Below are 25,244 nucleotides of genomic sequence, written 5' to 3'. Positions count from 1 at the left end.
GCCTGCACCTCGTCGACGGCCTTGCGTCCCTCCGCCGGAGGAAGATCGAACAGATACGGCGGATCGGCAGTCGCCTCCACGAAGGCGGCAGCCGCAGCTTCCAATACCGGCTCAACCGGCTCGACGGCGTCGGACATCAGACTTTCAGCTCCTGGTATCTCGTTCGGGCTCTACGGCGAAATGGCCAGGAAGGTGCGCGCAGCACTCCGGACCTGCTCGCAAGCTCAGACCCTAGAACAGGAAACATTTGTCTGCGAGCGCACCGATCCTGATCCCCCAGCGCACGCACAGTCAATCACTCCGGCATGATCGAGGCTGTCGGGAGCTCCGTGCGCTGGGAGCGCTCGAAGTCCACTCCCGCAGCGCACAGCCCCTCCGGTCGCCGCGCACGCGCTCGTGGCGGCGGATAGGTTGGCGTCAGGGGGTCAGTTAGGCCCACATCGCGCACGCCGTATTACTCGCAGCCGGAAAATTCGGTGTTCCCATGCCCGAGAAGAACACGTTCACAGCATTGATCATCGGTGGATCCCTCGGCGGTCTGGCGGCCGCGCACGAACTGCGGTCCATCGGCGCGGAAATCACCGTGTACGAGCGTTCGCCCGGCGAGATGCAGCCTCGCGGCGCAGGAATCGTCATGCAGCCCGAGGTCGAGGCGCTGCTGATGCGTCTGGGGGCAGCCGCGCGATCGGTGAGCGTGGAACTGCACGAGCGCCAGCAACTCCACCTGCACGGCAAGCCCGGACGGTACGTCGCCCCACAGCTGATGACCTCGTGGGACGCTCTCTACCGCACACTTCGCAAGCCGCTGGCTGACGCGTGCTACCACCTCGACAGCCCCCCCTCGAGGCCGTGCGAGTGGAAGGCCACGACGTGGCGGCCACCTTCGCCAACGGTCATACCGCGCACGGCAACTTCCTGGTCGGCGCCGACGGCATCGGCTCGACAACGCGCGCGCTGCTCGATCCCGCCACGGCGACCACCTACGCCGGCTATGTCGCCTGGCGCGGGCTGGAACCCGAATCCGCGCTGCCCGACGATCTCCTCGACCTGCTCTCGGACCGGTTCACCTTCTTCGGCGCGAACGGCATGCAACTGCTGTGCTACCTGGTGCCCGGACCCAACGGCGAGCTCGCGGAAGGTGCACGACGCGTCAATTGGGTGTGGTACGTCAATACGGCCGAGGAGAACCTGCCGCGACTCCTCACTGGCCGCTCCGGCAGGAGATATGCGCATTTCCTCCCGCCCGGCGAGCTGACTCCGGAGATCACCACGGAGCTCCTGGCTTTGGCGACCGACTCGCTTCCGCCACAGCTCACCACGCTCGTTCGGCTGTCGCACGTCTTCATGCAGCCCGTGCTCGACCTCTCCCCCCGCCGCATGGTCGCCGACCACGCGGTGTTGATGGGCGATGCCGCGGGCACGGTCCGGCCGCACACCGCGTCGGGAACGTCCAAAGCGTTCGGCGATGCCGCCGGCCTCGCCAGCGCGCTGGACGGATGGGCGCCGCCGGAACGGCTGCCGACCCGCCGCCTGGAGGACTGGGAGGCACAGCGGCTCGCGCACCTGGTCACATTGGCGGCCATGGGGATGCGGCTCGCGTCGAATTCCTCCCTCGGCACCACCATCGGCCGCCAGTTCCTGGGGGCTTGAGAACACAGCCCTCGCACCCGCCCTCGGCCGAACAGCAGCGGTTCGTGCGCACCGTCGCACTGGCCCCGCGGCGGACGTCGACGGTCCCCTGTGGACACTCGAGGGCGAGCTTGGGTTCGGTGGCTTCGGCCGTGAACGAGTTTCCCCGGTCGGGGAGCCGGACTTCTCGGCTCCCCGACCGGGGAAGCTCACCGATCACGGGCGCAGGGCGTGGCCTTCATGCAGCCAGTTCCGCGCGACCTCCACCCCTTCCCGGGTTATCTGGTGCCCGCCAGGGTGCTGATGGGTGACCACCTCGGCGGAACGTTCCTCGAGCTTCGCCACGAGTTCCTTCGTCGACACCAACGGCGCCAAGGGATCCCGCAACCCGTTCGACAGCAACACCCGGGTCTTGGCCAGGTCGAGCATCGGCGGATCAGGAACCGGCAGCATCGCCGCGAACGCAACGACCTCGGTCAGCGCATCAGGACGCAGCAAGGCCGTCGCAGCGGCGATGTTCGCGCCGTTGGAGAACCCGACGGCGACCACCCGCCGCGTCCCCAACTGGTATTCCTCGCGCGCTTCCAGGACGAAGTCGGCGAGCCGGCCGGCCCGGAACACGACGTCCTCGTGGTCGAAAACACCCTCGCGCAGACGCCGGAACCAGCGGGCCATCCCGTTCTCGGATACCGGGCCCGCAGGAGCCAGCAACGCGGCTCCCGGGCTGATCTCCCTTCCGAGCCCCACCAGGTCTTCCGGGCTTCCACCGGTGCCGTGCAACAGCAGCAGGACAGGTTCGTCCGGGGATCCCTCGACGAACCGGTGCTGTAGGGACAGGGCGCTCATCGCCGCTCAGCCAGCCTTTCCGCTACCTCGGGGTTGTTCTCGTCGGGCAGGTCGAGTTCCGGCAGCGCCGCCTGGATTTGCTCCCGCTTGGGTTCCAGCCACGGCGGCAGTTTCAGAGCGCGGCCCAGTTCCAGCAGCGGCTCGTCCACGTTGAACCCGAGATCGTCGGTGGCGATCTCCAGCAACACCCCGCCCGGCTCGCGGAAGTAGATCGAGTGGAAGTACTGCCGGTCCAGGATCGACGTGACGTTGAAGCCCTTGCCGACCAGTTCCTCGCGCCACGCCAGTTGGGTCGCGTCGTCAGGCACCCGCCAAGCGACGTGGTGCACGGTGCCACCGGCGACCAGACCGCGCGGCGCGTCCGGGGCCACCTGCACATCCACCAACGCGCCCGGGCCACCGTCGCCGGCGGCGAAACGCAGGCGGTTGCCGTCCTGACGCAGGAACTTCAGCCCCAGATCGTCGACGAGCGTCCCGGCCGTCGCGTCCTCCTGCGACACGGTCATCGTCACCGAGTGCAGCCCCCGGATCGCGTGCTCCCCCGGCACCAGCGGCGTGTCCCACGGGTTCCGCGGATCACCCTGCGGGTGCGCCACCAGCGCGATCGCCAGGCCATCCGGGTCCCGGAAACCGAGCGTGTCCTCCTCGTCGGAGGTCTTGATCCGGCTGGTCTGCACCCCGGCCGCTGCGAGGTGCTGCTCCCACCAACCGATCGAGTTCGCCGGGACCGAGAACGACGTCGTGGTCGCCTGACCAGCACCCCTGCGCCCGTGCGGAACGTCCTTCCACGGGAAGAAGGTCACCAGCGTGCCCGGCTTGCCCTCGGCGTCCCCGTAGTACAGGTGGTACGTGCCGGGGTCGTCGAAGTTCACCGTCGTCTTGACCAGGCGCAAACCCAGCGTGCGCAGGTAGAAGTCGGCGTTGCGCTGCGGGTTCCCACCGATGGCGGTGACGTGGTGCAGGCCACTTGTGCTGATCGACATGATCGCCTCCTGCGGTTCCGATGAAAGACAACCCTGGAAACATCTCGCAGGAAAGATATATTCCCGGCAGAAAACAAGCAAGAGCCGCGGCGGATGTGCCTGGTTGCGGATCCGGTGTGGTGCTGTTCGAGAGACGCACCAGTGCGCAGGGCGATCGCTTTTGCGCGGGTCCGGTCAGTCGGCGATCCCGTCGATGTCGACCAGGACGTGGCGCGGGCCGCGGAAGATCTGGTTGCGCCGGTACGGCGGTGGGTCCTCGACGAGCCGCGGGTTCTGCACGCGGCGGACGAACTCGCCGACCGCGGCCTGGACCTCCAGCCGCGCGAGCGGAGCGCCGAAGCAGAAGTGGATGCCCTGGCTGTACCCGAGGTGCTGGTTGTCGGGGCGTTCGAGGTCGAGCTCGTCGGGATCGGTGAACCGATCCGGGTCGCGGTTCGCCGCGCCGTACACCAGGAAGATCGGCGCGCCCTTCGGGATGGTGGTGCCCGCGATCTCGATGTCGTCGAGGGCGGAGCGGGTGTGCCAGAACTGGACCGACGACTCGAAGCGCAGCAGCTCCTCGACGCCGGGCACGATCAGCTCGGGCCGGCGGCGCAGCTTCGCGAGCGCTTCGGGGTGCCGCAGCAGGGTGAGCACGCTGTGGGCGATCAGGTTGACCGTGGTTTCATGCCCTGCGAAAAGCAGCAGCACGGCATTGGTGACGAGCGTGCCCTGGGACATGCGGCCCTCCGGGCCGTCGTCGTGCACCATCGCCGAGAGCATGCCCGGGCCGGGCTGCTCGGAGTACCGGTCGAGCAGCCCGGTGATGTACTCCCCGAACTCCTGCACGGCCCGGTGCCCGTCCACCGCCTCGCGCTGGATCTCCTCGGCGGTGGGCTCCGGGCCGAGGTCGAAACTTTCCAGGGCAGTCCTGATCCAGGCGTGGAAGCGCGGCTCGTCTTCCAGCGGCACGCCCAGGACCTTGCAGATCACGGTCACCGGCAGCGGGTAGGCTAAATCGTCGACGACGTCGATCCGGGTCTTGCCCTTCATGTTGTCCAGGAGGCCGGCCACGATGCCGCGGATCTCGGGGTCCAGGTCGGAGATCTGGTGGGGCGAATCGGACGGGCCGTAGAAGTGTCGCAGCATCATGCTGCGGTTCCGGTCGTGCTCGGGCGGGTCGGAGTCGATGATGCTCGGCTCCAGATCGGCCGCCGTGATCGTCTCGGTCGCCGGCTCCGCCGGGTCCGCGCCCGGGGCCGTCGCGGGGCGCTTCGTGGGATCCGAGCTGACCCGGTTGTCGTGGAGCAGCGAGACGATCTCCCGGTAGGTGCTGACGACGTAGGTGCCGTTCGGCTGCCGCGCCACCGGGGTCTTCCGGAGCTCGGCGTAGAACGGGTAAGGATTGGCGCGGTTTTCGTAGCGAAGGACCTGTTGCCAAGGGGTTTCCTCGCTCATGGTGATGTTCTCTTTCCTCTTGTGCCCGCGTGATCCCGAGGGCGCGTCAGCGACGGCGCGGCCGGAACTCGGCTCTGCGCTCGCTCGGGTCGTGTCCGGTCAGGACAACGTCGGGTATCGCCGTCGGGACGCCGTGTTCCGGGAATTCAGCCGGGATCGGCTTGAGGTCGTCGGCTTGGTCCCAGCCCGGCGGCGGGGGCGGGAAAGGAGCCGATCGCTCGATCAGCCCCGCGTAGTGCGGCAGCCATTTGCCCTGGTTGAAGGTGACCGCGGCGACGATGCGGCCCCGGTGACCGTAGGCGGCGGCGAAGCGGCGTTGCTCGACCGACCCCTGCGTGAAGGCGATCTCGTCGGCGAAGGGCGGGACGCCGACGGACTTGATGTTGACGCCGAACTGACCGGACCAGAAGCCGGGCAGCAGCAGGTGCGGGTAGTAGTCGGGCTCGAGGTTCACCATGTTGTGGGCCGCGATCTCAGCGCCGAACACGGCGTTGTCCCAGTGCTCCATGGCCAGGAACTCGTACTCGTAGAGCACGTGGGGCGCACGCGCCACGTCCCCGGCCACGTAGACGGTGTCGGTCACCACGCCGTTGATGTCGAAGGCACGACCGCCGGCGTCGCAGCCGACGCCCCAGAAGCCGGCCGCCAGCCCGGAGCCCTGCAGCCATTCCACGTTGCGGATCGACCCCAGCGCCGCCAGCACCACGTCGGCTTCGATGGTGGTGTCGTCGGAGAGCCGAGCACGCCGCACGTGTCCGCTCGCGTCGCCTTCCAGCGACGACACGCCCACGCCGCAGCGCAGGTCCACGCCGTGGTCGCGCTGCATCTCCGCGGCGATCTCGCCGATCACTCCGCCGAGCGGGCCGACCAGCGGCGCCGGGCCCCGCTCGGCGACGGTCACCGGGAGATCGAGTTCTCGGCAGACGGAGGCCACCTCCGAGCCGATGAAACCGGCGCCGATGACCAGGACCCGCGACGGCCGCGCGGCCAACGCCTGTTGCAGCCCTGCGGCGTCATCGCGCGAGCGCAGCGCGTACACGCCCGCCAAAGCGGCCTCGGTCGGATTGGGCCATTGCCGTGCGCGGGTGCCCGTGGCGATCAGCAACCGGTCGTACCCGACCTGTTCGCCGTTGGCCAGGCGCACCTGCCTGGACGCCCGGTCCAATCCGGTGGCGGCCACCCCGAGCCGCCACTGCGCATCCACGCCCCGCAGGCGGGGCAGCAGGGTGTGGTCGGCCGGTACCCACCCCTTGAGCACCTGCTTGGACAACGGGGGCCGGTCGTAGGGCTCGTACGGCTCGTCCCCGATGATGGTCAAGGACCCGCTGAAGCCCTCCGCGCGCAAGGCTTCGGCGGCCCGCAGCCCCGCCAGCGAGGCGCCGACGATGACGATCCGGCCCTTGGCCTTGAAATCGCGCACCAACTCCGCGAGTGGTGCCGCCATGGTCATGACGACACACCCCGCTCCGCGCCGTCCAAGCGGTCCATCACGATCGCTTGCACCGGGCAGGCCGCAACGGCTCGCTCGACTTGCAGGCGCCGCGCGTCATCGGGGTTCGGCTCGTAGGTGAGCGCCTCCTCACCGCTCAATCTGAAGATCTCGTGGGCCAGGAACACGCATTGCGCGTACGCCTGGCACCGATTCAGGTCCACGACGATCCGCATGGGCGCACTCCTTCCGCGCATCCCACCCCGCAGCGACCATCGAACGGTCGTCCGACGCCGCGCGGATTCAGCGCCAGCGCCGATTCGCTACCGGCGGGAACCCGGTCCCATGCCACGATCGAGGTTTTCGCAATTGATCGAAAGAGCCTTAAGCCACAACCCGACCTCCGATCCGCACCGCGCGCACGTGCGCAGCCACGCCCCGAGGCCCATCCGGACATCCGGACGTACGGCCAAAAAGTTGAGCGGGGGTACGGGCAGACCTACGCTCGGCCGAGATGGCCAATCCTCGGCCGAACATCCACGCAGTTGGCCTGCCGAGGCGGTTCGTTCCGGACCGGTGACCCGCCTCATCGCGAGGCCGCGGCGCCCTGCTCGACCAGGCCCGTCGATGCGGCACAGGCGTGGACCGCCATCGAGAGCACGGGGGCGTAGCGATGACCGACCTGGACACGCTGTCGGTGAACACGATTCGCGGACTGTGCATGGACGCCATCCAGAAGGCGAATTCCGGGCACCCCGGGACTCCCATGGGCATGGCGCCCGTCGCATACCTGCTGTGGCAGCGGTTTTTGCGCTTCGATCCCGCCGATCCCATCTGGCCGAACCGCGATCGCTTCGTGCTCTCCGAGGGCCACGCCTCTGCCCTGCTCTGGTCGCTCCTGCACCTGACCGGCGTTCGCGCTGTCGATCCCGACTACGAGGTGCTGGGCCGCCCGTCGGTAGCGCTCGACGACCTGAAGTCCTTCCGGCAGCTCGATTCGCGCTGCCCCGGTCACCCCGAGTACCGGTGGACGAGCGGCGTCGAGGCCACCACCGGCCCGCTCGGCCAGGGGGTCGCCACCTCGGTGGGCATGGCGATCGCCGGCCAGTGGCTGGCGGCGAGGTACAACCGCGAGGACTTCACGCTCTTCGACTTCGACGTGTACGCGCTCGCCGGCGACGGCTGCATGATGGAGGGCATCTCCTCCGAGGCGGCTTCGCTGGCCGGGCACTTGCAGTTGTCCAACCTGTGCTGGATCTACGACTCCAACAGGGTCACCATCGAGGGCCACACCGACATCACCTTCACCGAGGACGTCGCCGCCCGCTTCCTGGCCTACGGCTGGAACGTGACCACCGTTGCCGATGCCAACGACCTCGGTCAGATCGGCCGCGCCTTCCACACCTTCCGGGCCGAGGCCGAGCGTCCGACCCTGGTCCTGGTGCACAGTCACATCGGCTACGGCTCGCCGGTCGAGGACTCACCGAAAGCGCACGGAGCACCGTTCGGGCCGGAGGGGGTCAGAGCCACCAAACAGGCCCTCGGAATTCCGCCGGACGCGGACTTCCACATTCCCGGTGAGGTGCCCGACTGGTTCGCACAAGGCATCGGTGCGCGGGGCGCCAAGTTGCGCACTGCCTGGGAAAAGACGTTCGACGCCTACCACAGCGCCCATCCCGACCTCGCCGAGGAGCTGGAACGGATCCAGCGTCGCGAGCTCCCGGACGGCTGGGACGCCGCGCTGCCCACCTTCCCGGCCGACCCGAAGGGCTTGGCGACTCGCGATTCGTCCGGCCAGGTGCTGAACGCCGTGGCCGAGGCGATCCCCTGGGTCCTCGGCGGGTCCGCCGACTTGGCGCCGTCGACCAAGACCCGGCTCGCGTTCGGCGGAGCGGGCGATTTCCAGCCCGACGACCGGTTCGGCCGCAACCTGCATCTCGGCGTCCGGGAGCACGGGGCTGCCGCCGTCGCCAATGGAATGGCGCTGGCGAAGCTCCGCCCGTACTGGTCCGGATTCCTGATCTTCTCCGACTACGCCAAGGCGGCCATCCGCCTCTCCGCGTTGATGGAGATCCCCACCGTCCACATCTTCACCCACGACTCCATCGGCGTCGGCGAGGACGGACCCACCCACCAGCCCGTCGAGCAGCTCGCCGGGCTGCGCGCAACACCCGGGCTGCTCGTCTTCCGCCCCGCCGACGCGAACGAGGTCGTCGAAACCTGGCGAGTGGTCGCCGCACTCCGCCGGGAGCCCGCAGCGCTGATCCTCTCCCGGCAGGCCCTTCCCACCTTCGATCGGAGTCGGCTCGGGGCGGCCAGCGGTGTCGCGCGCGGTGCCTACGTGCTGGCGGACGCGCCCTCGGGCGAGCCCGACGTGATCCTGCTCGCCACCGGCTCCGAAGTGCCGCTCGCCCTGGCCGCGCATGAGGAACTCACCAACGAGGGCATCGCGTGCCGGGTGGTGAGCATGCCGTGCTGGGAGTTGTTCGACCGCCAGCAGCGGGAGTACCGCGCTCAGGTGCTGCCGCCGACGGTGACGGCGAGGGTCGCGGTGGAAGGGGCCTCGACGCTCGGCTGGGACCGGTACGTCGGTGCCGGCGGGGCCATCGTCGGCATGCACACCTTCGGCGCCTCCGCACCCCTCAAACAGCTGCTCACGAAGTTCGGATTCACCCCAGAGCGCATTTCGCAGGTGGCACGCGAACTGGTGGCTCCGGATTGAGGAGGCGATGACGTGAAAGCGACTCAGACCCTGCACGAGCTCGGGCAGAGCCTGTGGCTCGACAACATCACCCGCGACATGCTCGACTCCGGCCGGCTCCAGCACTACATCGACAATTACGCGGTCACCGGTCTGACGTCGAACCCCTCGATCTTCGACAAGGACATCTCCTCCGGCTCGTACAACGCGGCCATCCGCGCCAAATCGGAGTCGGGACAGCCGGACGAAGAGCTCTTCTTCGAGCTGGCCATCGAGGACCTCCGGCGAGCCGCGGATCTCTTCCTGTCCATTCACGAGAGAACGGACGGTGTGGACGGCTGGGTGTCCCTGGAGGTCTCGCCCCTCCTGGCGTACGACACGGCACGGACCATCGAAGCGGTGAAGGCACTGCACGCGCGAGCCGGCCGGAGCAACCTGTTCATCAAGATTCCCGGTACCGCTCAAGGTCTTCCGGCCATCACCGAGTGCATCGCCGCGGGCATACCGGTGAACGTCACCCTGCTGTTCTCGGCCGATCACTACCGGGCTGCCGCCGACGCGTACCTGACCGGCGTCGAGCAACGGGCGGAGTGGGGGCTCGATCCCGCCGTGGGCTCGGTGGCCTCCGTCTTCATGTCCCGCTGGGATGCGGCTGTCAGCGGCGAAGTACCGGAAGAGCTGCGGGACCGGCTCGGCCTCGCGGTCGGACAGGACACGTACCGGACGTACCGCGCCCTGATGGACTCGGACCGGGTGCAACGCCTGGCGAACGCCGGCGCACGCATGCAGCGACTGCTGTGGGCGAGTACCCGCACCAAGGATCCCGACGCGCCGGACACGCTGTACGTCCACGGACTCGCCGCACCGTTCACGGTCAACACGATGCCCGACGAGACGCTCAAGGCCTTCTACGATCACGGCGAAGTGGGCGAGCCGATGCCCGTCGACGGCAATGGCTGTGACGCGACGCTAGCGCGGTTCGCCGACGCAGGCGTGGATGTCGCAGCGCTCGCGGCCAAGCTCCAGAGCGACGGCGCGGCTTCTTTCGTCGCCTCCTGGAACGACCTCCTGGCCTGCATCTCCGCGCAACGGGAGGCACTCGCCCATCCCTCCTCCTGACCCGAACCGACCGCTCCGAGGGCCGAAAGATGTCCATCACAACATCACGCCGAGATCGGACAGGTCGTCGACCGGCGCCCTCATCCGTCGTCACCGCGCCCTGAAAAGCTAGGAGGAGAGCAGCCATGGCAACCGACACCCCCATGCAGCTCGGCATGATCGGGCTCGGCCGGATGGGCGCGAACCTCGTGCGCCGGCTCCTGCGCGACGGCCACCGCTGCGTGGTTTACGACCTCAACGAAAGCGCAGTGCGAGAGTTGGCGGACGAGGGCGCCGTCGCCGCCGGATCGCTCGGCGACCTGGTGGCGAAGCTGGAGCGGCCACGGGCCGCTTGGCTCATGCTGCCGGCCGCCGTCGTGCAGCCCACCCTCGACCAGCTCATCGAGCTCCTCGACCCGGACGACACCGTCATCGACGGCGGCAACTCCTACTACCGCGACGACATCACCCGTGCCGCGCAACTCGCTCCTCGCCGCATTCACTACCTGGATTGCGGTACGTCGGGCGGTGTTTGGGGCCTGGAACGCGGCTACTGCCTCATGATCGGCGGCGATACCGAGCCCGTCGCCCGGCTCGACCCCCTCTTCCGGACCATCGCGCCCGGCGCAGGCGCCGCCGAACCGACGCCGAGCAGGCAGGCCGACGGGACAGCGCCGGACGGCTACCTGCACTGCGGCCCGAGCGGGGCCGGGCACTTTGTGAAGATGGTCCACAATGGAATCGAGTACGGGATGATGGGCGCGATCGCCGAGGGCCTCAGCATCATCGAACACGCGGACGCCGGGTGCCGCGAGCACACCGCCGACGCCGAGACCGCCCCGCTTCGCGAGCCGGAGTTCTACCGGTACGAGATCGATGTCGGTCAGGTCGCCGAAGTGTGGCGCCGCGGCTCCGTCGTGGGCTCCTGGCTCGTCGACCTGACCGCGGACGCGCTCGCCCGGTCGCCGAAGCTGGCGGAATTCACCGGGCGCGTCTCGGACTCCGGCGAAGGGCGGTGGACCGTGCTGGCGGCGATCGATGAAGGCGTGCCTGCCGCCGTGATCACCACGGCGCTCACCGAGCGGTTCCAGTCCCGGGGCCTGAGCGAGTTCGCCGACAAGCTCCTGTCCGCCATGCGCAGCGAGTTCGGCGGACACGCCGAGAAGAGGAGCTGATCGTGACACGCCCGGACAACCACGTGATCGTGCTCTTCGGCGCCACCGGCGACCTCGCCAAGCGCAAACTGCTTCCCGGGCTGTTCCACCTCGCCTGGGCAGGCCTCCTCCCCGACGGCTACCGCATCGTGGGCTCGGGGCGGGCTCACTCCGCGCTGAGCGACGACGCGTTCCGCGAACACGCACGCGATGCGGTCGCCACCTTCGGACGCTGCGAGCCATCCGGGCCGGTGTGGGAGTCCTTCGCGGACTCGCTGTCGTTCGCCGTATCGGACCCACCGGATGCGGGCCCGCTTCTCCCGGCCGTACGGGCCGCCGAGAACGCCCTCGGCGGGCAGCCACGCAAGATCTTCCACCTGGCCGTTCCGCCCACGGCGTTCGGATCCGTCGTCGGAATGCTCGGCGACACGGACCTGGCGGCGAACTCGAAGGTGATCGTGGAGAAGCCCTTCGGCACGGATCTCGCTTCCGCGCGAGCGCTCGACGAGACGATCCACGCCGTCTTCGACGAATCCAGGGTCTTCCGCATCGATCACTTCCTCGGCAAGGAATCGGTGGACAACGTCCTCGCCCTCCGGTTCGCCAACGGAATGTTCGAACCCATCTGGAACCGGGAGCACATCAGCCACGTACAGATCGACGTGCCCGAAACGCTCGGCCTCGAGGGCCGCGCCCACTTCTACGAAGGCACCGGCGCTTTCCGGGACATGATCGTCACGCATCTGATCCAGGTGCTGGGCATCGTGGCGATGGAGCCACCCGTCTCGCTCGCTGCGCAGCAGTTGCGCGACGAGAAGGACAAGGTCTTCGAAGCGCTGCGCCCCATCGAACCCGGGCACGTCGTACGCGGCCAGTACGACGGCTACCGCGGCGAACCGGGCGTCGCCCCCGATTCGCAGACCGAGACGTTCACCGCGCTGCGGCTGGAGGTGGACAACTGGCGCTGGGCCGGTGTGCCGTTCTACCTGCGCTCCGGCAAGAAACTCGCACAGCACCGCGAGGTGATCACCCTCGGCCTGCGCGAGCCGCCGCTGAGGATGTTCCCCACCGATCTCCCCTGGCAGGAGAAGAACCTCGGCAACAGGATCGTGATCGATTTCGGAGACCCGGGGTGGATCGCCGCCTGCTTCCTCGCGAAGGAGCCCGGCCCCACCATGCGGCTCGCACCAGAAGCGATGACCTTCCGCTACGCGGACTCCTTCTGCCAGGAGCACGGGCTCGAGGGCTACGAGCGCTTGATCCTGGACGCCATGCTGGACGACCAGTCGCTGTTCACCCGGTCCAATGGCATCGAACGCATCTGGGAGGCATCGACCCCGTTGCTCGACAACCCACCACCGCTACGGCCGTACGCCCCCGGCTCCTGGGGACCCGAACCGGCCGTCAGCGACCTGATCGCGCCACACCGCTGGTATCTGGAAGACGCCGACGTAGAGTGATCGCGCGCGTTCGGGTACTACTCCGCCGACGCCTGGTACGCCCGCGCATCACCAAGCTCCTTACCGGTCGCAGCACGCCAGTGCCGTTGCGCAGACCGGATGATGTCGTTGCCGATCTGCTCCAGGAGTCGGCCCGTCATCGCGAGCCGAGCTCCGGCATCGGTGTCGGCCCCGAACATGTCGGCCCCGCGCAGTGCGGTCGCGGCGAGCCGCTGGTTGGCGCGGACGCCGACCACCGCGGACCGAACGCCCGCATCGTCGTCGATGAAGTACCGGTGGCGCCTGCCCCGGTCGTCACGACCACGGCGGATCAGCGCCTGCTTCTCCAGCAGACCGACCGCGTGCGAGATGGTCGCCGCGCTGACCTGCAAGCGCTGTGCCAGCTCAGCGGCCGTGCAACTGCCGGTTTCGGAGGCGAACAGACAGGCGAGCACGCCGGCGGCGGTGCGCGGGAGTCCGGTCTCGATGAGCGCCGCGGTGAACTCGGCCATGAACGCGGCCGTCATGTGTGGATCGGGGCCGCTGTCCTCGCTGATCCGCTGCGCCGCAGCCGGACGCGGCCTGCGCCTGGCGCGGTGGATCGTCGCGAGCTGTGCCAGTTCCGCGCTGTAGCGGCCCGGTCCACCGTTGCGCGCGACCTCGCGCATCACCGTCGAGGTCGGACGACCGAGTCGGCGAGCGATCTCGGCGTAATCCAGGCCCTGCGCCAATCCCCCGGAGATCTGCCGCCGGTCGGCTCCGGTCAGTCTGCGTCCTGGCATCCGACTGCGTCCTCCGATCCGGCCGTCTCGATGCCAGTATCCGTGCCGGTCGTCGACCGTTGCAACGCACCGCCGTTCGGCGTGCATTAAGCGGCATCGTCATTGCAATCGACGATCACGGCAGTGAGCTGCGCGAACAACGTTGATCCGGAGGGATCGCCATTGACCGGTGTTTCGGCTCGTTCCTAACGTTGGAATCCGGTACCCGGGCACCATCATCCGGCGATCTCCCACAACCAAGCGAGGTAACAACATGACCAAGCCGGCCGTCGAGCTGCCCATCGAACGCACCCCGGGCTGTCCGTTCGACCCGCCAGCGGAGCTGACCCGCATCGGCGCCGAGGCGCCGATGACTCCCCTGATCTTCCCGGACGGGCACGAAGGATGGCTGGCCACCGGCCACGCCACGGTGCGCGCTGTGCTCGCCGATCCGCGCTTCAGCGCGCGCAGCGAACTCATGCATTCGCCGACGCTGGAATACGAGGGGGTGGCGCCGCCCGCGGATCCCGGTGTCTTCCTCGGCATGGACGCGCCGGAGCACATCCGGTACCGAAAGCTGCTGACCGGCAAGTTCACCGTGCGCCGCATGACGCAGTTGACCGAGCGGATCGAACAGGTCACCGCCGAACACCTCGACATCATGGAACGGCACGGCGGGCCGATCGATCTGGTCACGGTCTTCGCCCAGCCGATCCCCGCCACGGTGATCTGCGAACTGCTCGGCGTGCCCTACGAGGACCGGGAGCGGTTCCAGCACGACGCAGCCACGATCTTCGGAGCGGACACCACCACGCCGGAAGGGCAGTACGAGGGGCTCAAAGCGTACGAGGCGCTGATGGCGTACGTACGTGGACTGGTCGCGGACAAGCGCACCGAACCGACCGACGACATTCTCAGCGACCTCGCCGGCGGCGACCTGACCGACGACGAGCTCACCGGCATCGGTGGGCTGCTCCTCGCCGCGGGGCTGGACACCACGACCAACATGATCGCGCTGGGAACCTTCGCGCTGCTGCGGCATCCCGATCAATGGGCAGCACTGCACGCAGAACCGGACCTGGTCAATCCGGCGGTCGAAGAACTGATGCGCTACCTCACCGTCGTGTCCGTCCTGGCGCGGGTTGCGCTCGAGGACGTCGAACTCGACGGCCACCTGGTGAAGGCCGGGTCCACTGTGGTGCTGGCGATGGCGGCAGCCAACCGCGACCCGGCGAAATTCGCCGATCCGCACACCCTGGACCTGCGTCGCGGCCCCGCCGGCCACGTCGGCTTCGGCCACGGCCCCCACCAGTGCCTCGGTCAGCAACTGGCCCGGATGGAGATGCGAGTCGCGTTCCCCGCCTTGGCCGCCCGGTTCCCTGGCTTGCGCCTCGCCATCCCCGCCGACGACGCCCCGCTTCGCGAGAAGGCGAGCATCTACGGCGTGACCGAACTCCCAGTCACCTGGTGAGCCAAGACGACGCTCACCGCGGTCGAGGCCAGAGCCCCGAATCTGCTGGATTCACCTGGGTTTTAATGACTCACAGCTCGTCCGGGGTGGACACCAGCGAGCTGACCCGCAGGTTCTCCACGGCGAACCGCACCTCGTCGTCACCGTCGATGTAGACCGGCTGGAGCTCGGACATGTCCGGCAGCGAGGCCTGGAACCCACTGAGGACATGAGCGTTCGGATCACTGCTGTCGGCCAGGATCATGCCGATGCCGAAGTACGCGCTCTCGCCGGGCTCGAGGGTGAACTCCTCGGGCGCGTCGGGAAGCCGCACGTCCTCGACCGGCAGCTCCTCGATCGGCGAGTCACTCATGTCCACGCCCTTGAGATTGGGCACGCCACCGTTGATCGTGCAGGTCTTGTCCGACCGGTTCCCGTACGTCACGATGAAACTGCCGGGCTCGCCCTCCACCGGCGCTGCGGAGGCGAGGAAATCGGCTTCCGCGCAGTTCGACGTGCCGATGTCCCCACCACCCCCGCCGGAGGCCAAACCGGCGTTGGCCGCGTCACGCTCGGGCGCCTGCGAAGGCTGCAGTGCGACAGCGGCTCCACAGCCGGTGATCAGCAGCGCCCCACCCAGAATACCGGTGATGGCCGTCGTCATACGGTGACGCTTGAGCATAGTGCTCCCCTTTTCCTCATTTGTTTCAACGGTTTCTCACCGCTTTGTCATCAGGAAAGACGCACCACACCAACCGAGGTTGCGTCCACCACCCGGCTTCGGCCGCATTCGATCAACCTTGCCCGAAAGGGCAACGAACCCCCGAACAACTTGACGCAGGGAGATTTCGAGTCGGCAGCCGGCACCTCAACGGTGTGGCGCTGCCGTGTAGGTGACCATGCGCAGCTCCGTGCCCGGAGCGATGAGGATGTCGCCGCTCTCCGGATGCCGGATCGTCTTCCGCTCGGTCTCCGGTGGAGCCAGCGTCGACGCCTCAGAAGATGGCAGAGGCATGCGGCGGCGACTTCGCGAACATCGAATCACGCCATTGCCCTGAGCGTTCGCCAGCAAGTGACGGACCTTTGTCGCGCGTTCGGTGCCCACTGCCTGAGACGACCGGGCAAATCAAGACTTATTCTCGGAGGTTCTCGTCCCTATGCTTCGAATCGCCGACCAGGCCGCGCGTCTGGAGGCGCGGCGGCGCAAGAGGCCCGCGAAGGAGGGACGTCGGCCTTGCGGCCGTTCATACCGCAGGGCACAGCGCCGATTCGCCGGTTTCATCGCGGGCACGTCCGGCACCAACTGCTGCGACGCTGCCGAGACACCTTCCGTTGTGCTGCAACGTTTTTTCTTTCTGCTCTCGACAGAACGGCTGTGAAACCGCCGTTGGATTTGAGGTTGCCGGATGACCGGGTATGAGATCGACGTGGTCGAAGGCGAGATCGACGTGCCGGGAGGCAAGGTCTGGTACCGCAGGATGGGCCGCGGTGGCGCGCCGCTCCTGCTCGTTCACGGTGGGCCGGGCTATCCGAGCGACCCGTTGTTCGAGGCGTTCGAGCCGCTCACCGAGGAACGCGAGGTCATCTGGTACGACCAGCTCGGAGTGGGGCGTTCGGATCCGATCCACGACACCTCGCTGTTGACGGTGGATCGCTTCCTCGACGAACTCGATGCGGTCGTCGAAGGTCTCGGCCTCCGGCGACCGCACGTCTACGGCCACTCCTGGGGAGCCATGCTCGGGCTCCAGCATGCCGCCGAGCGCGCACCCGAGTGGACGAGCCTGGTCTGCGCCAACGGATTGGCGAGCGTCCCCCGGTTCGAGGAAGAAGCGCGAGATCTGATGGCGAAACTACCGGGCAACGTGCTGGACCGCACGTACGGTCGCGAGCTGCGAGGCGAGACAGGTGATCCCGACTACCAGGTCGCCCAAGGCGAGTACCTGCGCGCGTGCGTTGTGCGCACCGCTCCGGTGAACCTCGACTCGGATCGCACGAGCCTGCTCACCTTCCGGACGATGATCGGTCAGGCGGACTACCACGTCACGGGAACCCTCAAGGATTGGGACATCTTCGACGACCTCCACCGGATTCGAGTTCCCACGCTGGTCCTCGGCGGGGAGTTCGACGAATGCGTTCCCGCCCACCTCGCCGACATCGCAGGCCGAATCCCGGACTCCGAACACGTCACGCAGTCCGGTGCCGCCCACATGGGCTACCTGGAGGCGGAGCCGCTTCGCCGCGAGTACATCTCGACGATCCGCGACTACCTGGCCCGGATCGAGAGGCGCGCTCAGCCGAACCAGTCCCCACGGGCAGCAGCCCGGGCCGGCTCGACCTGTGAGCCGCACACCATCATCCGCATCCCAGAACGGGACCATGCCTGAGTACGTTCTGACGCCTCCGGTGCTCGAACCCGCTGCCGCCGAGTTCGCCGCGGCGACCGCCGACCCGCCGTTCCTCTTCGACCTCGGCCCGGTCGACGGCCGCAAGGCGGTCGACCGGGCCAGTCCGGCGACATCGCCAAGCCCGCCGGCGCCACCGGCGTCCTGCCGGTGATCGCCGCAATCCTGCTGCGCAGCCAGCGCATCACGTCCACCGCCACCGATCGGGGCAACGCGCTCGGAGACCGGTGAGCGCTACGACGTCAGGTGGACCTCTCCCGCAGCGATGCCTCCACAGAGGAACGTCGGGCCGGGGCTGAGCCTCGCGCGGACGACCTTATGATGATCTTAAGCCGAGAGAGCTCATCATCTCGTCGCCATCGCATCCGGCGCAGCGAACTTCGCGCGCCGGCACGTCCAGCCATCAGCCTAGGCACAGGGGTGCATGTTCTCCTCCTCTTCCACCTTGTTCGCCAACGAGCGGACGATGCCGATCCCCACCGTCGTCATCCCTGCGGTGCGCCCGATGTGGTGGCGAGTCCTGGCAGTCGGGGCGCTCGTGCTGGCCGCGTTCAACGCCCGCACCGCGGTGACCGCGGTCGGCGCGGCATTGCCCGAGATCCGCGCGGCACTGGGCCTCAGCACGACGGCGGTGGCCATCCTGACGGCGATGCCCTGCCTCTGCATCGCCGCGACAACGCTCCTCGTTCCTCCCCTTCGCCGCCGCAGCGGCACGCAGACGAGCGTTGTTGTGTTCCTCGGTGTTCTGCTCGCAGGCCAAGCGGTGCGCATCACCCACGGCCATTGGCTGCTGCTCGCCGGAACCGTCCTGGCCTGCTGCGCGATCGGCGGACTGCAAGTCCTCCTGCCCGCCGTCTGCCAGCAGATCGGTGGTAGGCGAACCGCCGCGCTCACGACGTTGTCGGCGAGCATGATCGGAGTCGGTGCGGCCACGGCGACCGCGATCACGCCCTGGCTGACCGCCCTCCGCGGATGGCGCACGGGACTGGGAATCTGGATCCTCCCCGTCGCGGCCGCGCTCTTCCTGTGGATACCGCTGTCGCTGGCCCGCACGACGCGCGCCGCATCCCCACCACGCATGCCCCGTTCCCGCCGATCTCTCCTGAGAAGCGCGCAAGCCTGGTATCTGACCCTGTTCATGGGTTTGCAGTCGCTGCAAGCCCTGTCCATGCTTTCCTGGCAGCCGGTCCTCCTACGAGTCACCGGAGTCAGTCCGGTCGGTGCCAGCGCTCTCAGCGCCGGCACGCTCTTGGTCAGCATCGCCGCCTCCGTGGTCATCACCGCGTCCTGCTACCGCAACACCACCCGCATCGGCATGTGGATGGTGCTGACCACCTGCAGTGGAGGCCTCGGACTGCTGGGACTCCTCGTCGCACCGGCCACGGCCCCGATCCTGTGGGCGGCGCTGCTCGGCGTGGGGATGGCCGCCCTCGCCCCCGCACTCGCCGCCATCCCCGCGCACACCACCAGCGACGACGAAACGACCCGGCTGTCCGCGATGGCCCAGGGCTTCGGCTACTTGCTCGCCGCAGTCGGCCCGGCCCTCACCGCGACCCTCCGCGACACCACCGGCACCGCTCATTGGGCCATCGCAGCCCTCCTGTTCTTCTGCCTCCTGCAGCTCCTGTTCTCCGTCCTCGCGAACCGTCGCCGCAACGTCTCCACCTGATTTCGCCGGTCCACGAAGGAATTCCGCGGCGACGCGGAGAACACCAGCACCGGGAATGAGCTTTCGCCTGGACACCGATCCGAATCCGGCGGGCGTGGTCCCGGACCGGGGATCGCGCCCGCCGCGGGCAGGTCACCGCGGTTGATCAGTTCCCGTGCTCGCCGGGTGCGGCGCTGCCGGTGTACCCGCCGAGGCCGGAGACCAGCTCGGCGATGTCGGACACGTTCTCGAACCGGCCGCATCGCTGTTCCGGGTCGCCGGTGGTCGTCGGCGCAACGGTTCGTGGACGATCCAGCCGCAGCCGTCGTTCCACGCCCATCAGCGGTGCTTTTCGTCGGCATTGTCCGGTGTGGGCCGAGAACGTCGAGAACGACCCGGCGGTTCCGTCGCATGAGCGCGCTGCTCGTCGGCGGGCGGGGACCGGATGGCCTGATGATCAGCCGCAGACGCGGTCGGCATGTCCACCGCGGCCGGGCGCCGGAGTCGGTGATCGGCCAACCATGGGCCGTCCTATATCGTCCCCGTCACGCCCATGACCACCTGATGAGATGCGGATCACTGAAATTGCTGCATCGAAACAGTTGGGAGGGGTGCCGGTCGGGTCGATTTGGCGATGCCAGACGATTTTCGGGGCGCACCACGCCAGGGTTTCGACATATCCATACCGATCAGTAGCCAGGATGGTGTGCTGAGCGGGGTGTTGCCGCCCCAGGAGAGATAGCTGCAGGAGGTCTGCTCGGTGTTCAGTCGTGTTGCGATCGTCAATCGCGGGGAAGCTGCGATGCGGCTGATCCATGCCGTGCGGGAGGTCGCGGCGGAAACCGGGTCACGGATCGAGACCGTGGCCCTCTATACCGACGCCGACCGCACGGCCGCCTTCGTGCGCGAGGCCGATCTGAGCTACGACCTCGGCCCGGCGCAGGCGCGCCCCTACCTCGATCTCGCCGTCCTGGAGCGGGCGCTGATCGACACCGGGGCCGACGCGGCGTGGGTCGGATGGGGCTTCGTCGCCGAGGACCCGGCGTTCGCCGAGCTCTGCGAGAAGCTGGGCGTGACCTTCATCGGGCCGAGCCCCGATGCGATGCGCAAGCTCGGCGACAAGATCGGCGCGAAGCTGATCGCCGAGGAGGTCGGCGTCCCGGTGGCGCCGTGGAGCCGCGGCGAGGTCGCCGACCTGGACGCGGCGATCCGCAGCGCGAACGAGATCGGCTACCCGCTGATGCTGAAGGCGACCGCCGGCGGTGGCGGCCGCGGCATCCGGGTGATCAACGACGAGCAGGAGCTGGCCGACGCCTACGAGCGCACCCGGATGGAAGCCGAGCGCGCCTTCGGCAGCGGCGCGGTCTTCCTCGAGAGGCTGGTCACCGGCGCCCGGCACGTCGAGGTCCAGGTGATCGCCGACGGGCAGGGCACGGCGTGGGCGCTCGGAGTGCGGGACTGCTCGATCCAGCGGCGCAACCAGAAGGTCATCGAGGAATCGGCCTCCCCGGTGCTCAGCGCTGAGCAGAGCGGGGAGCTCAAGGCCGCCGCCGAGCGGCTCGCCCTCGCCGTGAGCTACCGGGGCGCGGGGACCGTGGAGTTCCTCTACCACCCCGGCGAGCGGCTGTTCGCCTTCCTGGAGGTCAACACCCGCCTCCAGGTGGAGCACCCGATCACCGAGTCCACCACCGGCGTCGACCTGGTCAAGGCCCAGCTGCACGTGGCGGCCGGCGGCAAGCTGGCGGGCGAGCCGCCCGCCGAGCGCGGGCACGCGGTCGAGGCCCGGCTGAACGCCGAAGACCCGGACCGCGACTTCGCCCCCTCCCCCGGCAAGATCGCCCGCCTGGACTTCCCGGCCGGTCCCGGCATCCGCGTGGACACCGGGGTCGGCGAGGGCGACACCATTCCCGCCGACTTCGACTCGATGATCGCCAAGATCATCGCGTTCGGCCGGGATCGCGACGAGGCGCTGGGCCGGCTGCGCCGGGCGATGGCGCAGACCACGGTCATCGTCTCCGGCGGCGCGACGAACAAGAGCTTCGTGCTCGACCTGCTCGACCGGCCCGAGGTGATCGAGGCCACCGCCGACACCGGGTGGATCGACCGGGTGCGCGCGCAGGGCGAGCTCCAGGCGCACCGGCACTCCGCGATCGCGCTGGCCGCGGCCGCCATCAAGGACTACGAGGACGCCGAACTCGCCGAACGGCAGCGGTTCCTGGCCGCCGCGCACGGCGGCCGCCCGCAGGCGCGCCACGAGAGCGGCCGACCGCTGGACCTCAAGCTGCGGGGCGTCGGCTACCGGGTGCAGGTGGCGCGCGTGGGGCAGCAGCGGTTCCGGGTCGGCATCGGCACCGCGGGCGGCGACGTCCACCCCGCGGACGTCGAGGTCGAGCGGTTCGACTCGCACGCCGGGCAGATCTCGGTCAACGGGCAGCGGTACCGGCTGGTCACCGACACCCACGGTCCCGTGCACTTCGTCGAGGTCGACGGCGTCGCCCACCGGGTCAGCCGGGACGAGGGCGGCGTGCTGCGCGCACCGGCGCCCGCCCTGGTGGTCGCGACCCCGCTGGAGGTCGGCGCCGAGGTCGAAGCGGGCGCTCCGGTGCTCGTGCTGGAGAGCATGAAGATGGAGACCGTGGTGCGCGCGCCGTTCCGCGCGAAGCTGCGGGAATGCGTGGTGCGGGCGGGCAGCCAGGTCGAGATGGGCGCGCCGCTGCTGCGGCTGGAACCGCTCGGCGACCAGGACGAGGCCGGCCCCGAGCAGCCCGCCGACGAAGCCGCCGCCGACCTCGCCCTGCCCCAGCGGCCGGACGGTCTCAGCGCGCGGCAGCGGGCGACCCGCGGCCGGCAGGATCTGCGCAGTCAGCTGCTCGGGTTCGACGTGGACCCGCACGACGAGCGCCGGGTGCTGGCGGACTACCTGGCCGCCCGGGCGGAACTCGCCGAGGCCGGGCAGCGCCCGCTCACCGAGGAGATCGAACTGCTGGCGGTGTTCGCCGACCTCTCCGAGCTGAGCCGCAACCGGCCGGTCGGGGAAGAGACGAAGGCGGACTCGCGGGTGCACAGCGCCCGCGAGTACTTCCACACCTACCTGCAGAGCCTGGACGTCGAGCGGGCCGGGCTGTCCGAGACGTTCCAGCAGCGCCTCGTCCGGGTGCTCGGTCACTACGGGGTCCACGAGCTGGACCGGGCGCCCGAGCTGGAAGAGGCCGTCTTCCGGATCTTCCTCGCCCAGCAGCGCGCCACGACGGGCGCGGCGGTGGTGACCGCACTGCTGCGGCAGTGGCTCGCCGAGGCGCCTCCGTCCAGCGCGGCTCGCCAGGCCGCGGGCCTGGCGCTGGAACACCTGATCGCGGCCACCCAGCTCCGGTTCCCCGCCGTCTCCGACCTGGCCCGCACCGTGGTCTTCCGGTGGTTCGCCCAGCCCATGCTGCGGCGCAGCCGCGCGGAGGTCTACGCGGGCGTGCGGGAGCACCTGCGCCACCTCGACGAGCACCCGGACGCACCGGACCGGGCGGAGCGGATCTCCGCCATGGTCACCAGCGCCGAACCGCTGGTCCGGCTGGTCGGGCAGCGCATCGGCCGCGAGGGCACCGATCCGGCGCCGTTGCTGGAGGTGCTCACCCGCCGCTACTACGGCAACCGGGAACTCGAAGACGTCCGCACGACCCTGGCCGCCGGCTGCACGTTCGTCAGCGCCGAACACCAGAGCACGCACACGCGCGTGGTGGCAACCGCGGTGGACTTCGCGGCCCTGCCCGACGCCGTGCGGGCGTTGGGCGAACTGGCGCCGGACGGCGATCTGGTCGCCGACATCTACCTGGTCTGGGCCGATCAGCCCGAGGACACCGACGCGATGGCGGCGGAGTTGGCCGAGGTGCTCGCGGCCCAACCGCTGCCGAGCCAGGTCAGCCGGATCACCACCACCGTGGCGGGCCGCAGCGGCGCGGTGATGCACCACCACTTCACGTTCCGGCCGTCGCCGACCGGCTTCGCCGAGGAACGCCTGATCCGCGGGCTGCACCCGCTCATCGCCGAGCGGATGCAGTTGGAGCGGCTGGGCGAATTCGACCTCACCCGCCTGCCGTCGGCCGACGAAGAGGTGTACCTCTTCCGCTGCGTGGCGCCGGACAACCCGGCCGACGAGCGGTTCGTGGCACTGGCCCAGGTGCGGGACCTGACGCCGCTCCGGGACGACGACGGCAGGCTCGTCGCGCTGCCTGCCGCGGAAGGCGTGCTCACCGCGTGCCTCGACGCGGTCCGCAAGGCGCAGGCGAAGCCCGGCGCGAACAACGGGAACAACCGGTCCGGCACCAACCGGATCACCATCTACGTGTGGCCGCCGAACGAGCTGTCCACGGACGAGCTGAACACCGTCGCGCAGCGGGTACTGCCCACTACCGCGGGTGCCGGGCTGGAGGAAGTGCTGTTCCTCGGGCGCCGGCGCGACCGGGAGACCGGCGAGCTGAGCGAATTCGCCGTGCGCATCGGCTACGACGCCGGCACCGGTGTGCAGCTGTCCGTGATCGAGCCGCCGACCGAACCGATCGAGCCGCTGGACAGCTACCGCCAGAAGGTGCTGCGCGCCGCCAAGCGCGGCACCGCCTACCCGTACGAGCTGACCGGCATGCTCGCCGGGCCCGACGGCATGTTCGTCGAGCACGACCTCGACGAAACCGGCGTGCTGGCGCCGGTGGACCGCCCGAAGGGCAAGAACTCGGCGGCCATCGTCGCCGGCGTCGTCAGCACGCCGACCGAGCGCCATCCCGAGGGCATGACCCGGGTGGTGCTGCTGGGCGATCCGACCAAGGCGCTCGGCGCGCTGTCGGAACCGGAGTGCTCGCGGGTGATCGCCGCCCTGGACCTGGCCGAGCGGCTGCAGGTGCCGCTGGAGTGGTTCGCGCTGTCGGCGGGTGCCCGGATCTCGATGGACTCCGGCACGGAGAACATGGACTGGGTGGCCGCCGCGCTCAAGCGGATCGTCCAGTTCACCCAGGACGGCGGCGAGATCAACATCGTGGTGGCGGGGATCAACGTCGGCGCCCAGCCGTACTGGAACGCCGAGGCCACGATGCTCATGCACACCAAGGGAATCCTGGTGATGACGCCGGATTCGGCGATGGTGCTGACCGGCAAGCAGTCGCTGGACTTCTCCGGTGGCGTATCGGCCGAGGACAACTTCGGCATCGGCGGCTACGACCGGGTGATGGGGCCGAACGGCCAGGCCCAGTACTGGGCACCGAACCTGGGTGCCGCGCACGACGTGCTGATGGCGCACTACGACCACACCTACGTCGCACCCGGCGAGGCCGCACCGCGGCGCGCCGGGACCGCCGACCCGCACGACCGGGACATCTCCGGTTTCCCGCACGCGTTGGCCGGCAGCGACTTCGCCACGGTGGGCGAGATCTTCTCCGCGGCGAGCAACCCGGACCGCAAGAAGTCCTTCGACATCCGCACGGTGCTGCGGGCCGTCGCCGACCAGGACCACGCCGTTCTGGAGCGCTGGGCGGGGATGGCCGACGCGGACACCGCGGTCGTGCAGGACGCGCACCTCGGCGGCTGGCCGGTGTGCCTGCTCGGGATCGAATCGCAGCCGGTGGCGCGCCGCGGTTTCCCGCCCACCGACGGGCCGGACTCCTACACCGCCGGGACGTTGTTCCCGCGCTCGTCGAAGAAGGCGGCGCGGGCGATCAACGCGGCGAGCGGGAACCGGCCGCTCGTGGTGCTGGCGAACCTGTCCGGGTTCGACGGCTCGCCGGAGTCGATGCGGAAGCTGCAACTGGAGTACGGCGCCGAAATCGGCCGGGCCATCGTGAACTTCCGCGGCCCGATCGTGTTCTGCGTGATCTCCCGATACCACGGCGGCGCCTTCGTGGTGTTCTCCAAGGCGCTGAACCCGAACATGACGGTGCTCGCCGTGGAGGGCTCGTTCGCCTCGGTGATCGGCGGCGCGCCGGCGGCCGCGGTGGTCTTCGCGGGCGAGGTCAACACGCGGACGGCGAACGACCCCGCGGTGCGCGAGCTCGAAGAGCTCGTCGCCGAAGCCGACGGCACCGAGCGGGCGACGCTGAAACTGAAGCTGGCCGATGTCCGGGCGGCGGTGCGCGCGGAGAAGCTCAGCGAGGTGGCGGCGGAGTTCGACCGGGTGCACAGCATCCAGCGGGCCGTCGAGGTCGGCTCGGTCGACGCGATCGTTCGCGCCGACGAACTGCGGCCGCGGATCATCGACGCCATCGAGAGCGGAATGCGCCGGGCGTAACCGCT

Annotated in this window: 18 protein-coding genes and 1 pseudogene; 11 read left to right on the top strand and 8 right to left on the bottom strand. The window is 69.2% G+C overall.

Annotation, left to right across the window (positions count from 1 at the left end; all coding sequences use genetic code 11):
• Positions 1-484: 484 nt before the first annotated feature.
• Positions 485-562 (top strand): annotated as a pseudogene (locus BLW84_RS50590) (hypothetical protein); the annotation flags it as partial.
• A 287-nt stretch (positions 563-849) separates the two neighbouring features.
• Positions 850-1,650 (top strand): FAD binding domain-containing protein, encoded by an 801-nt coding sequence (locus tag BLW84_RS49630; protein ID WP_245761766.1) that lies wholly within the window; start codon positions 850-852, stop codon positions 1,648-1,650.
• Positions 1,651-1,845: 195 nt separating this feature from the next.
• Here BLW84_RS49630 and BLW84_RS42335 read toward each other — a convergent pair whose 3' ends face one another.
• From BLW84_RS42335 to BLW84_RS42315, 5 genes are all read right to left on the bottom strand, one after another.
• The gene (locus BLW84_RS42335) at positions 1,846-2,475 is read right to left on the bottom strand and encodes an alpha/beta hydrolase (protein ID WP_093277866.1); all 630 of its coding nucleotides are present in this window, start codon (positions 2,473-2,475) and stop codon (positions 1,846-1,848) included.
• The gene (locus BLW84_RS42330) at positions 2,472-3,458 is read right to left on the bottom strand and encodes a ring-cleaving dioxygenase (protein ID WP_093277864.1); all 987 of its coding nucleotides are present in this window, start codon (positions 3,456-3,458) and stop codon (positions 2,472-2,474) included. Before BLW84_RS42330 ends, BLW84_RS42335 begins: the two co-directional genes overlap by 4 nt.
• Positions 3,459-3,632: 174 nt before the next feature.
• Complete coding sequence (locus BLW84_RS42325; RefSeq protein WP_093277862.1) at positions 3,633-4,895, bottom strand: cytochrome P450; 1,263 nt, start codon at positions 4,893-4,895, stop codon at positions 3,633-3,635.
• A gap of 46 nt (positions 4,896-4,941) precedes the next feature.
• A complete protein-coding gene (locus BLW84_RS42320) occupies positions 4,942-6,339 on the bottom strand; it encodes an NAD(P)/FAD-dependent oxidoreductase (RefSeq protein WP_218157699.1) in 1,398 nt (465 codons plus the stop codon).
• A gap of 2 nt (positions 6,340-6,341) precedes the next feature.
• Positions 6,342-6,560 (bottom strand): ferredoxin, encoded by a 219-nt coding sequence (locus BLW84_RS42315; RefSeq protein ID WP_093277858.1) that lies wholly within the window; start codon positions 6,558-6,560, stop codon positions 6,342-6,344.
• Between the two features lie 437 nt (positions 6,561-6,997).
• Between BLW84_RS42315 and tkt the strand changes: the two genes are divergently transcribed.
• The 4 genes from tkt (at position 6,998) to zwf (ending at position 12,737) form a co-directional block, all read left to right on the top strand.
• Positions 6,998-9,046 carry a transketolase gene (tkt, locus tag BLW84_RS42310; RefSeq protein WP_093277856.1) on the top strand — a complete coding sequence of 683 codons (2,049 nt, stop codon included), beginning with the start codon at positions 6,998-7,000 and terminating at the stop codon, positions 9,044-9,046.
• A gap of 12 nt (positions 9,047-9,058) precedes the next feature.
• Positions 9,059-10,144, top strand: coding sequence for a transaldolase (gene tal, locus BLW84_RS42305; RefSeq protein WP_093277854.1), 1,086 nt, complete (start codon positions 9,059-9,061; stop codon positions 10,142-10,144).
• A gap of 125 nt (positions 10,145-10,269) precedes the next feature.
• Positions 10,270-11,298: a phosphogluconate dehydrogenase (NAD(+)-dependent, decarboxylating) gene (gnd, locus tag BLW84_RS42300; protein ID WP_093277852.1), complete on the top strand. Its 1,029-nt coding sequence runs from the start codon at positions 10,270-10,272 to the stop codon at positions 11,296-11,298.
• A 2-nt stretch (positions 11,299-11,300) separates the two neighbouring features.
• Positions 11,301-12,737 (top strand): glucose-6-phosphate dehydrogenase, encoded by a 1,437-nt coding sequence (gene zwf / locus BLW84_RS42295; protein WP_093277850.1) that lies wholly within the window; start codon positions 11,301-11,303, stop codon positions 12,735-12,737.
• 17 nt (positions 12,738-12,754) lie between these two features.
• Here zwf and BLW84_RS42290 read toward each other — a convergent pair whose 3' ends face one another.
• Positions 12,755-13,498: a helix-turn-helix domain-containing protein gene (locus tag BLW84_RS42290; RefSeq protein ID WP_093277846.1), complete on the bottom strand. Its 744-nt coding sequence runs from the start codon at positions 13,496-13,498 to the stop codon at positions 12,755-12,757.
• Between the two features lie 253 nt (positions 13,499-13,751).
• Here BLW84_RS42290 and BLW84_RS42285 point away from each other — a divergent pair, with 253 nt between their 5' ends.
• Positions 13,752-14,948 carry a cytochrome P450 gene (locus BLW84_RS42285; RefSeq protein WP_093277844.1) on the top strand — a complete coding sequence of 399 codons (1,197 nt, stop codon included), beginning with the start codon at positions 13,752-13,754 and terminating at the stop codon, positions 14,946-14,948.
• Between the two features lie 70 nt (positions 14,949-15,018).
• On the opposite strand, the gene BLW84_RS42280 is transcribed toward BLW84_RS42285, so the two are convergent.
• A complete protein-coding gene (locus tag BLW84_RS42280; RefSeq protein ID WP_245761765.1) occupies positions 15,019-15,591 on the bottom strand; it encodes a DUF4232 domain-containing protein in 573 nt (190 codons plus the stop codon).
• A gap of 742 nt (positions 15,592-16,333) precedes the next feature.
• Between BLW84_RS42280 and BLW84_RS42275 the strand changes: the two genes are divergently transcribed.
• From BLW84_RS42275 to BLW84_RS48110, 3 genes are all read left to right on the top strand, one after another.
• Positions 16,334-17,311: a proline iminopeptidase-family hydrolase gene (locus BLW84_RS42275; protein WP_093277840.1), complete on the top strand. Its 978-nt coding sequence runs from the start codon at positions 16,334-16,336 to the stop codon at positions 17,309-17,311.
• The gene (locus tag BLW84_RS42270) at positions 17,304-17,483 is read left to right on the top strand and encodes a hypothetical protein (RefSeq protein ID WP_218157698.1); all 180 of its coding nucleotides are present in this window, start codon (positions 17,304-17,306) and stop codon (positions 17,481-17,483) included. The genes BLW84_RS42275 and BLW84_RS42270 overlap by 8 nt, the downstream gene beginning before the upstream one ends.
• 312 nt (positions 17,484-17,795) lie before the next feature.
• Positions 17,796-18,998: an MFS transporter gene (locus tag BLW84_RS48110; RefSeq protein ID WP_177226995.1), complete on the top strand. Its 1,203-nt coding sequence runs from the start codon at positions 17,796-17,798 to the stop codon at positions 18,996-18,998.
• 145 nt (positions 18,999-19,143) lie between these two features.
• On the opposite strand, the gene BLW84_RS49625 is transcribed toward BLW84_RS48110, so the two are convergent.
• Positions 19,144-19,317 (bottom strand): hypothetical protein, encoded by a 174-nt coding sequence (locus BLW84_RS49625; protein WP_245761764.1) that lies wholly within the window; start codon positions 19,315-19,317, stop codon positions 19,144-19,146.
• A 420-nt stretch (positions 19,318-19,737) separates the two neighbouring features.
• Between BLW84_RS49625 and BLW84_RS42250 the strand changes: the two genes are divergently transcribed.
• Positions 19,738-25,239, top strand: coding sequence for an ATP-binding protein (locus BLW84_RS42250; protein ID WP_093277832.1), 5,502 nt, complete (start codon positions 19,738-19,740; stop codon positions 25,237-25,239).
• Positions 25,240-25,244: the final 5 nt, after the last annotated feature.

It is taken from the genome of Saccharopolyspora shandongensis (assembly GCF_900106995.1).
GTDB classification, from domain to species: domain Bacteria; phylum Actinomycetota; class Actinomycetes; order Mycobacteriales; family Pseudonocardiaceae; genus Saccharopolyspora; species Saccharopolyspora shandongensis.
Note: the sequence above shows the minus strand (reverse complement) of the source record. Positions and strands in the feature narration are given on the sequence as shown.

Coding starts and splice junctions, on each gene's coding strand:
- BLW84_RS42335 (WP_093277866.1), bottom strand. CDS start 2,475: ATGAGCGCCCTGTCCCTACAGCACCGGTTCGTCGAGGGATCCCCGGAC.
- BLW84_RS42330 (WP_093277864.1), bottom strand. CDS start 3,458: ATGTCGATCAGCACAAGTGGCCTGCACCACGTCACCGCCATCGGTGGG.
- BLW84_RS42325 (WP_093277862.1), bottom strand. CDS start 4,895: ATGAGCGAGGAAACCCCTTGGCAACAGGTCCTTCGCTACGAAAACCGC.
- BLW84_RS42320 (WP_218157699.1), bottom strand. CDS start 6,339: ATGGCGGCACCACTCGCGGAGTTGGTGCGCGATTTCAAGGCCAAGGGC.
- BLW84_RS42315 (WP_093277858.1), bottom strand. CDS start 6,560: ATGCGGATCGTCGTGGACCTGAATCGGTGCCAGGCGTACGCGCAATGC.
- tkt (WP_093277856.1), top strand. CDS start 6,998: ATGACCGACCTGGACACGCTGTCGGTGAACACGATTCGCGGACTGTGC.
- gnd (WP_093277852.1), top strand. CDS start 10,270: ATGGCAACCGACACCCCCATGCAGCTCGGCATGATCGGGCTCGGCCGG.
- BLW84_RS42290 (WP_093277846.1), bottom strand. CDS start 13,498: ATGCCAGGACGCAGACTGACCGGAGCCGACCGGCGGCAGATCTCCGGG.
- BLW84_RS42285 (WP_093277844.1), top strand. CDS start 13,752: ATGACCAAGCCGGCCGTCGAGCTGCCCATCGAACGCACCCCGGGCTGT.
- BLW84_RS42280 (WP_245761765.1), bottom strand. CDS start 15,591: ATGACGACGGCCATCACCGGTATTCTGGGTGGGGCGCTGCTGATCACC.
- BLW84_RS42275 (WP_093277840.1), top strand. CDS start 16,334: ATGACCGGGTATGAGATCGACGTGGTCGAAGGCGAGATCGACGTGCCG.
- BLW84_RS42270 (WP_218157698.1), top strand. CDS start 17,304: ATGCCTGAGTACGTTCTGACGCCTCCGGTGCTCGAACCCGCTGCCGCC.
- BLW84_RS48110 (WP_177226995.1), top strand. CDS start 17,796: ATGCCGATCCCCACCGTCGTCATCCCTGCGGTGCGCCCGATGTGGTGG.
- BLW84_RS49625 (WP_245761764.1), bottom strand. CDS start 19,317: ATGGGCGTGGAACGACGGCTGCGGCTGGATCGTCCACGAACCGTTGCG.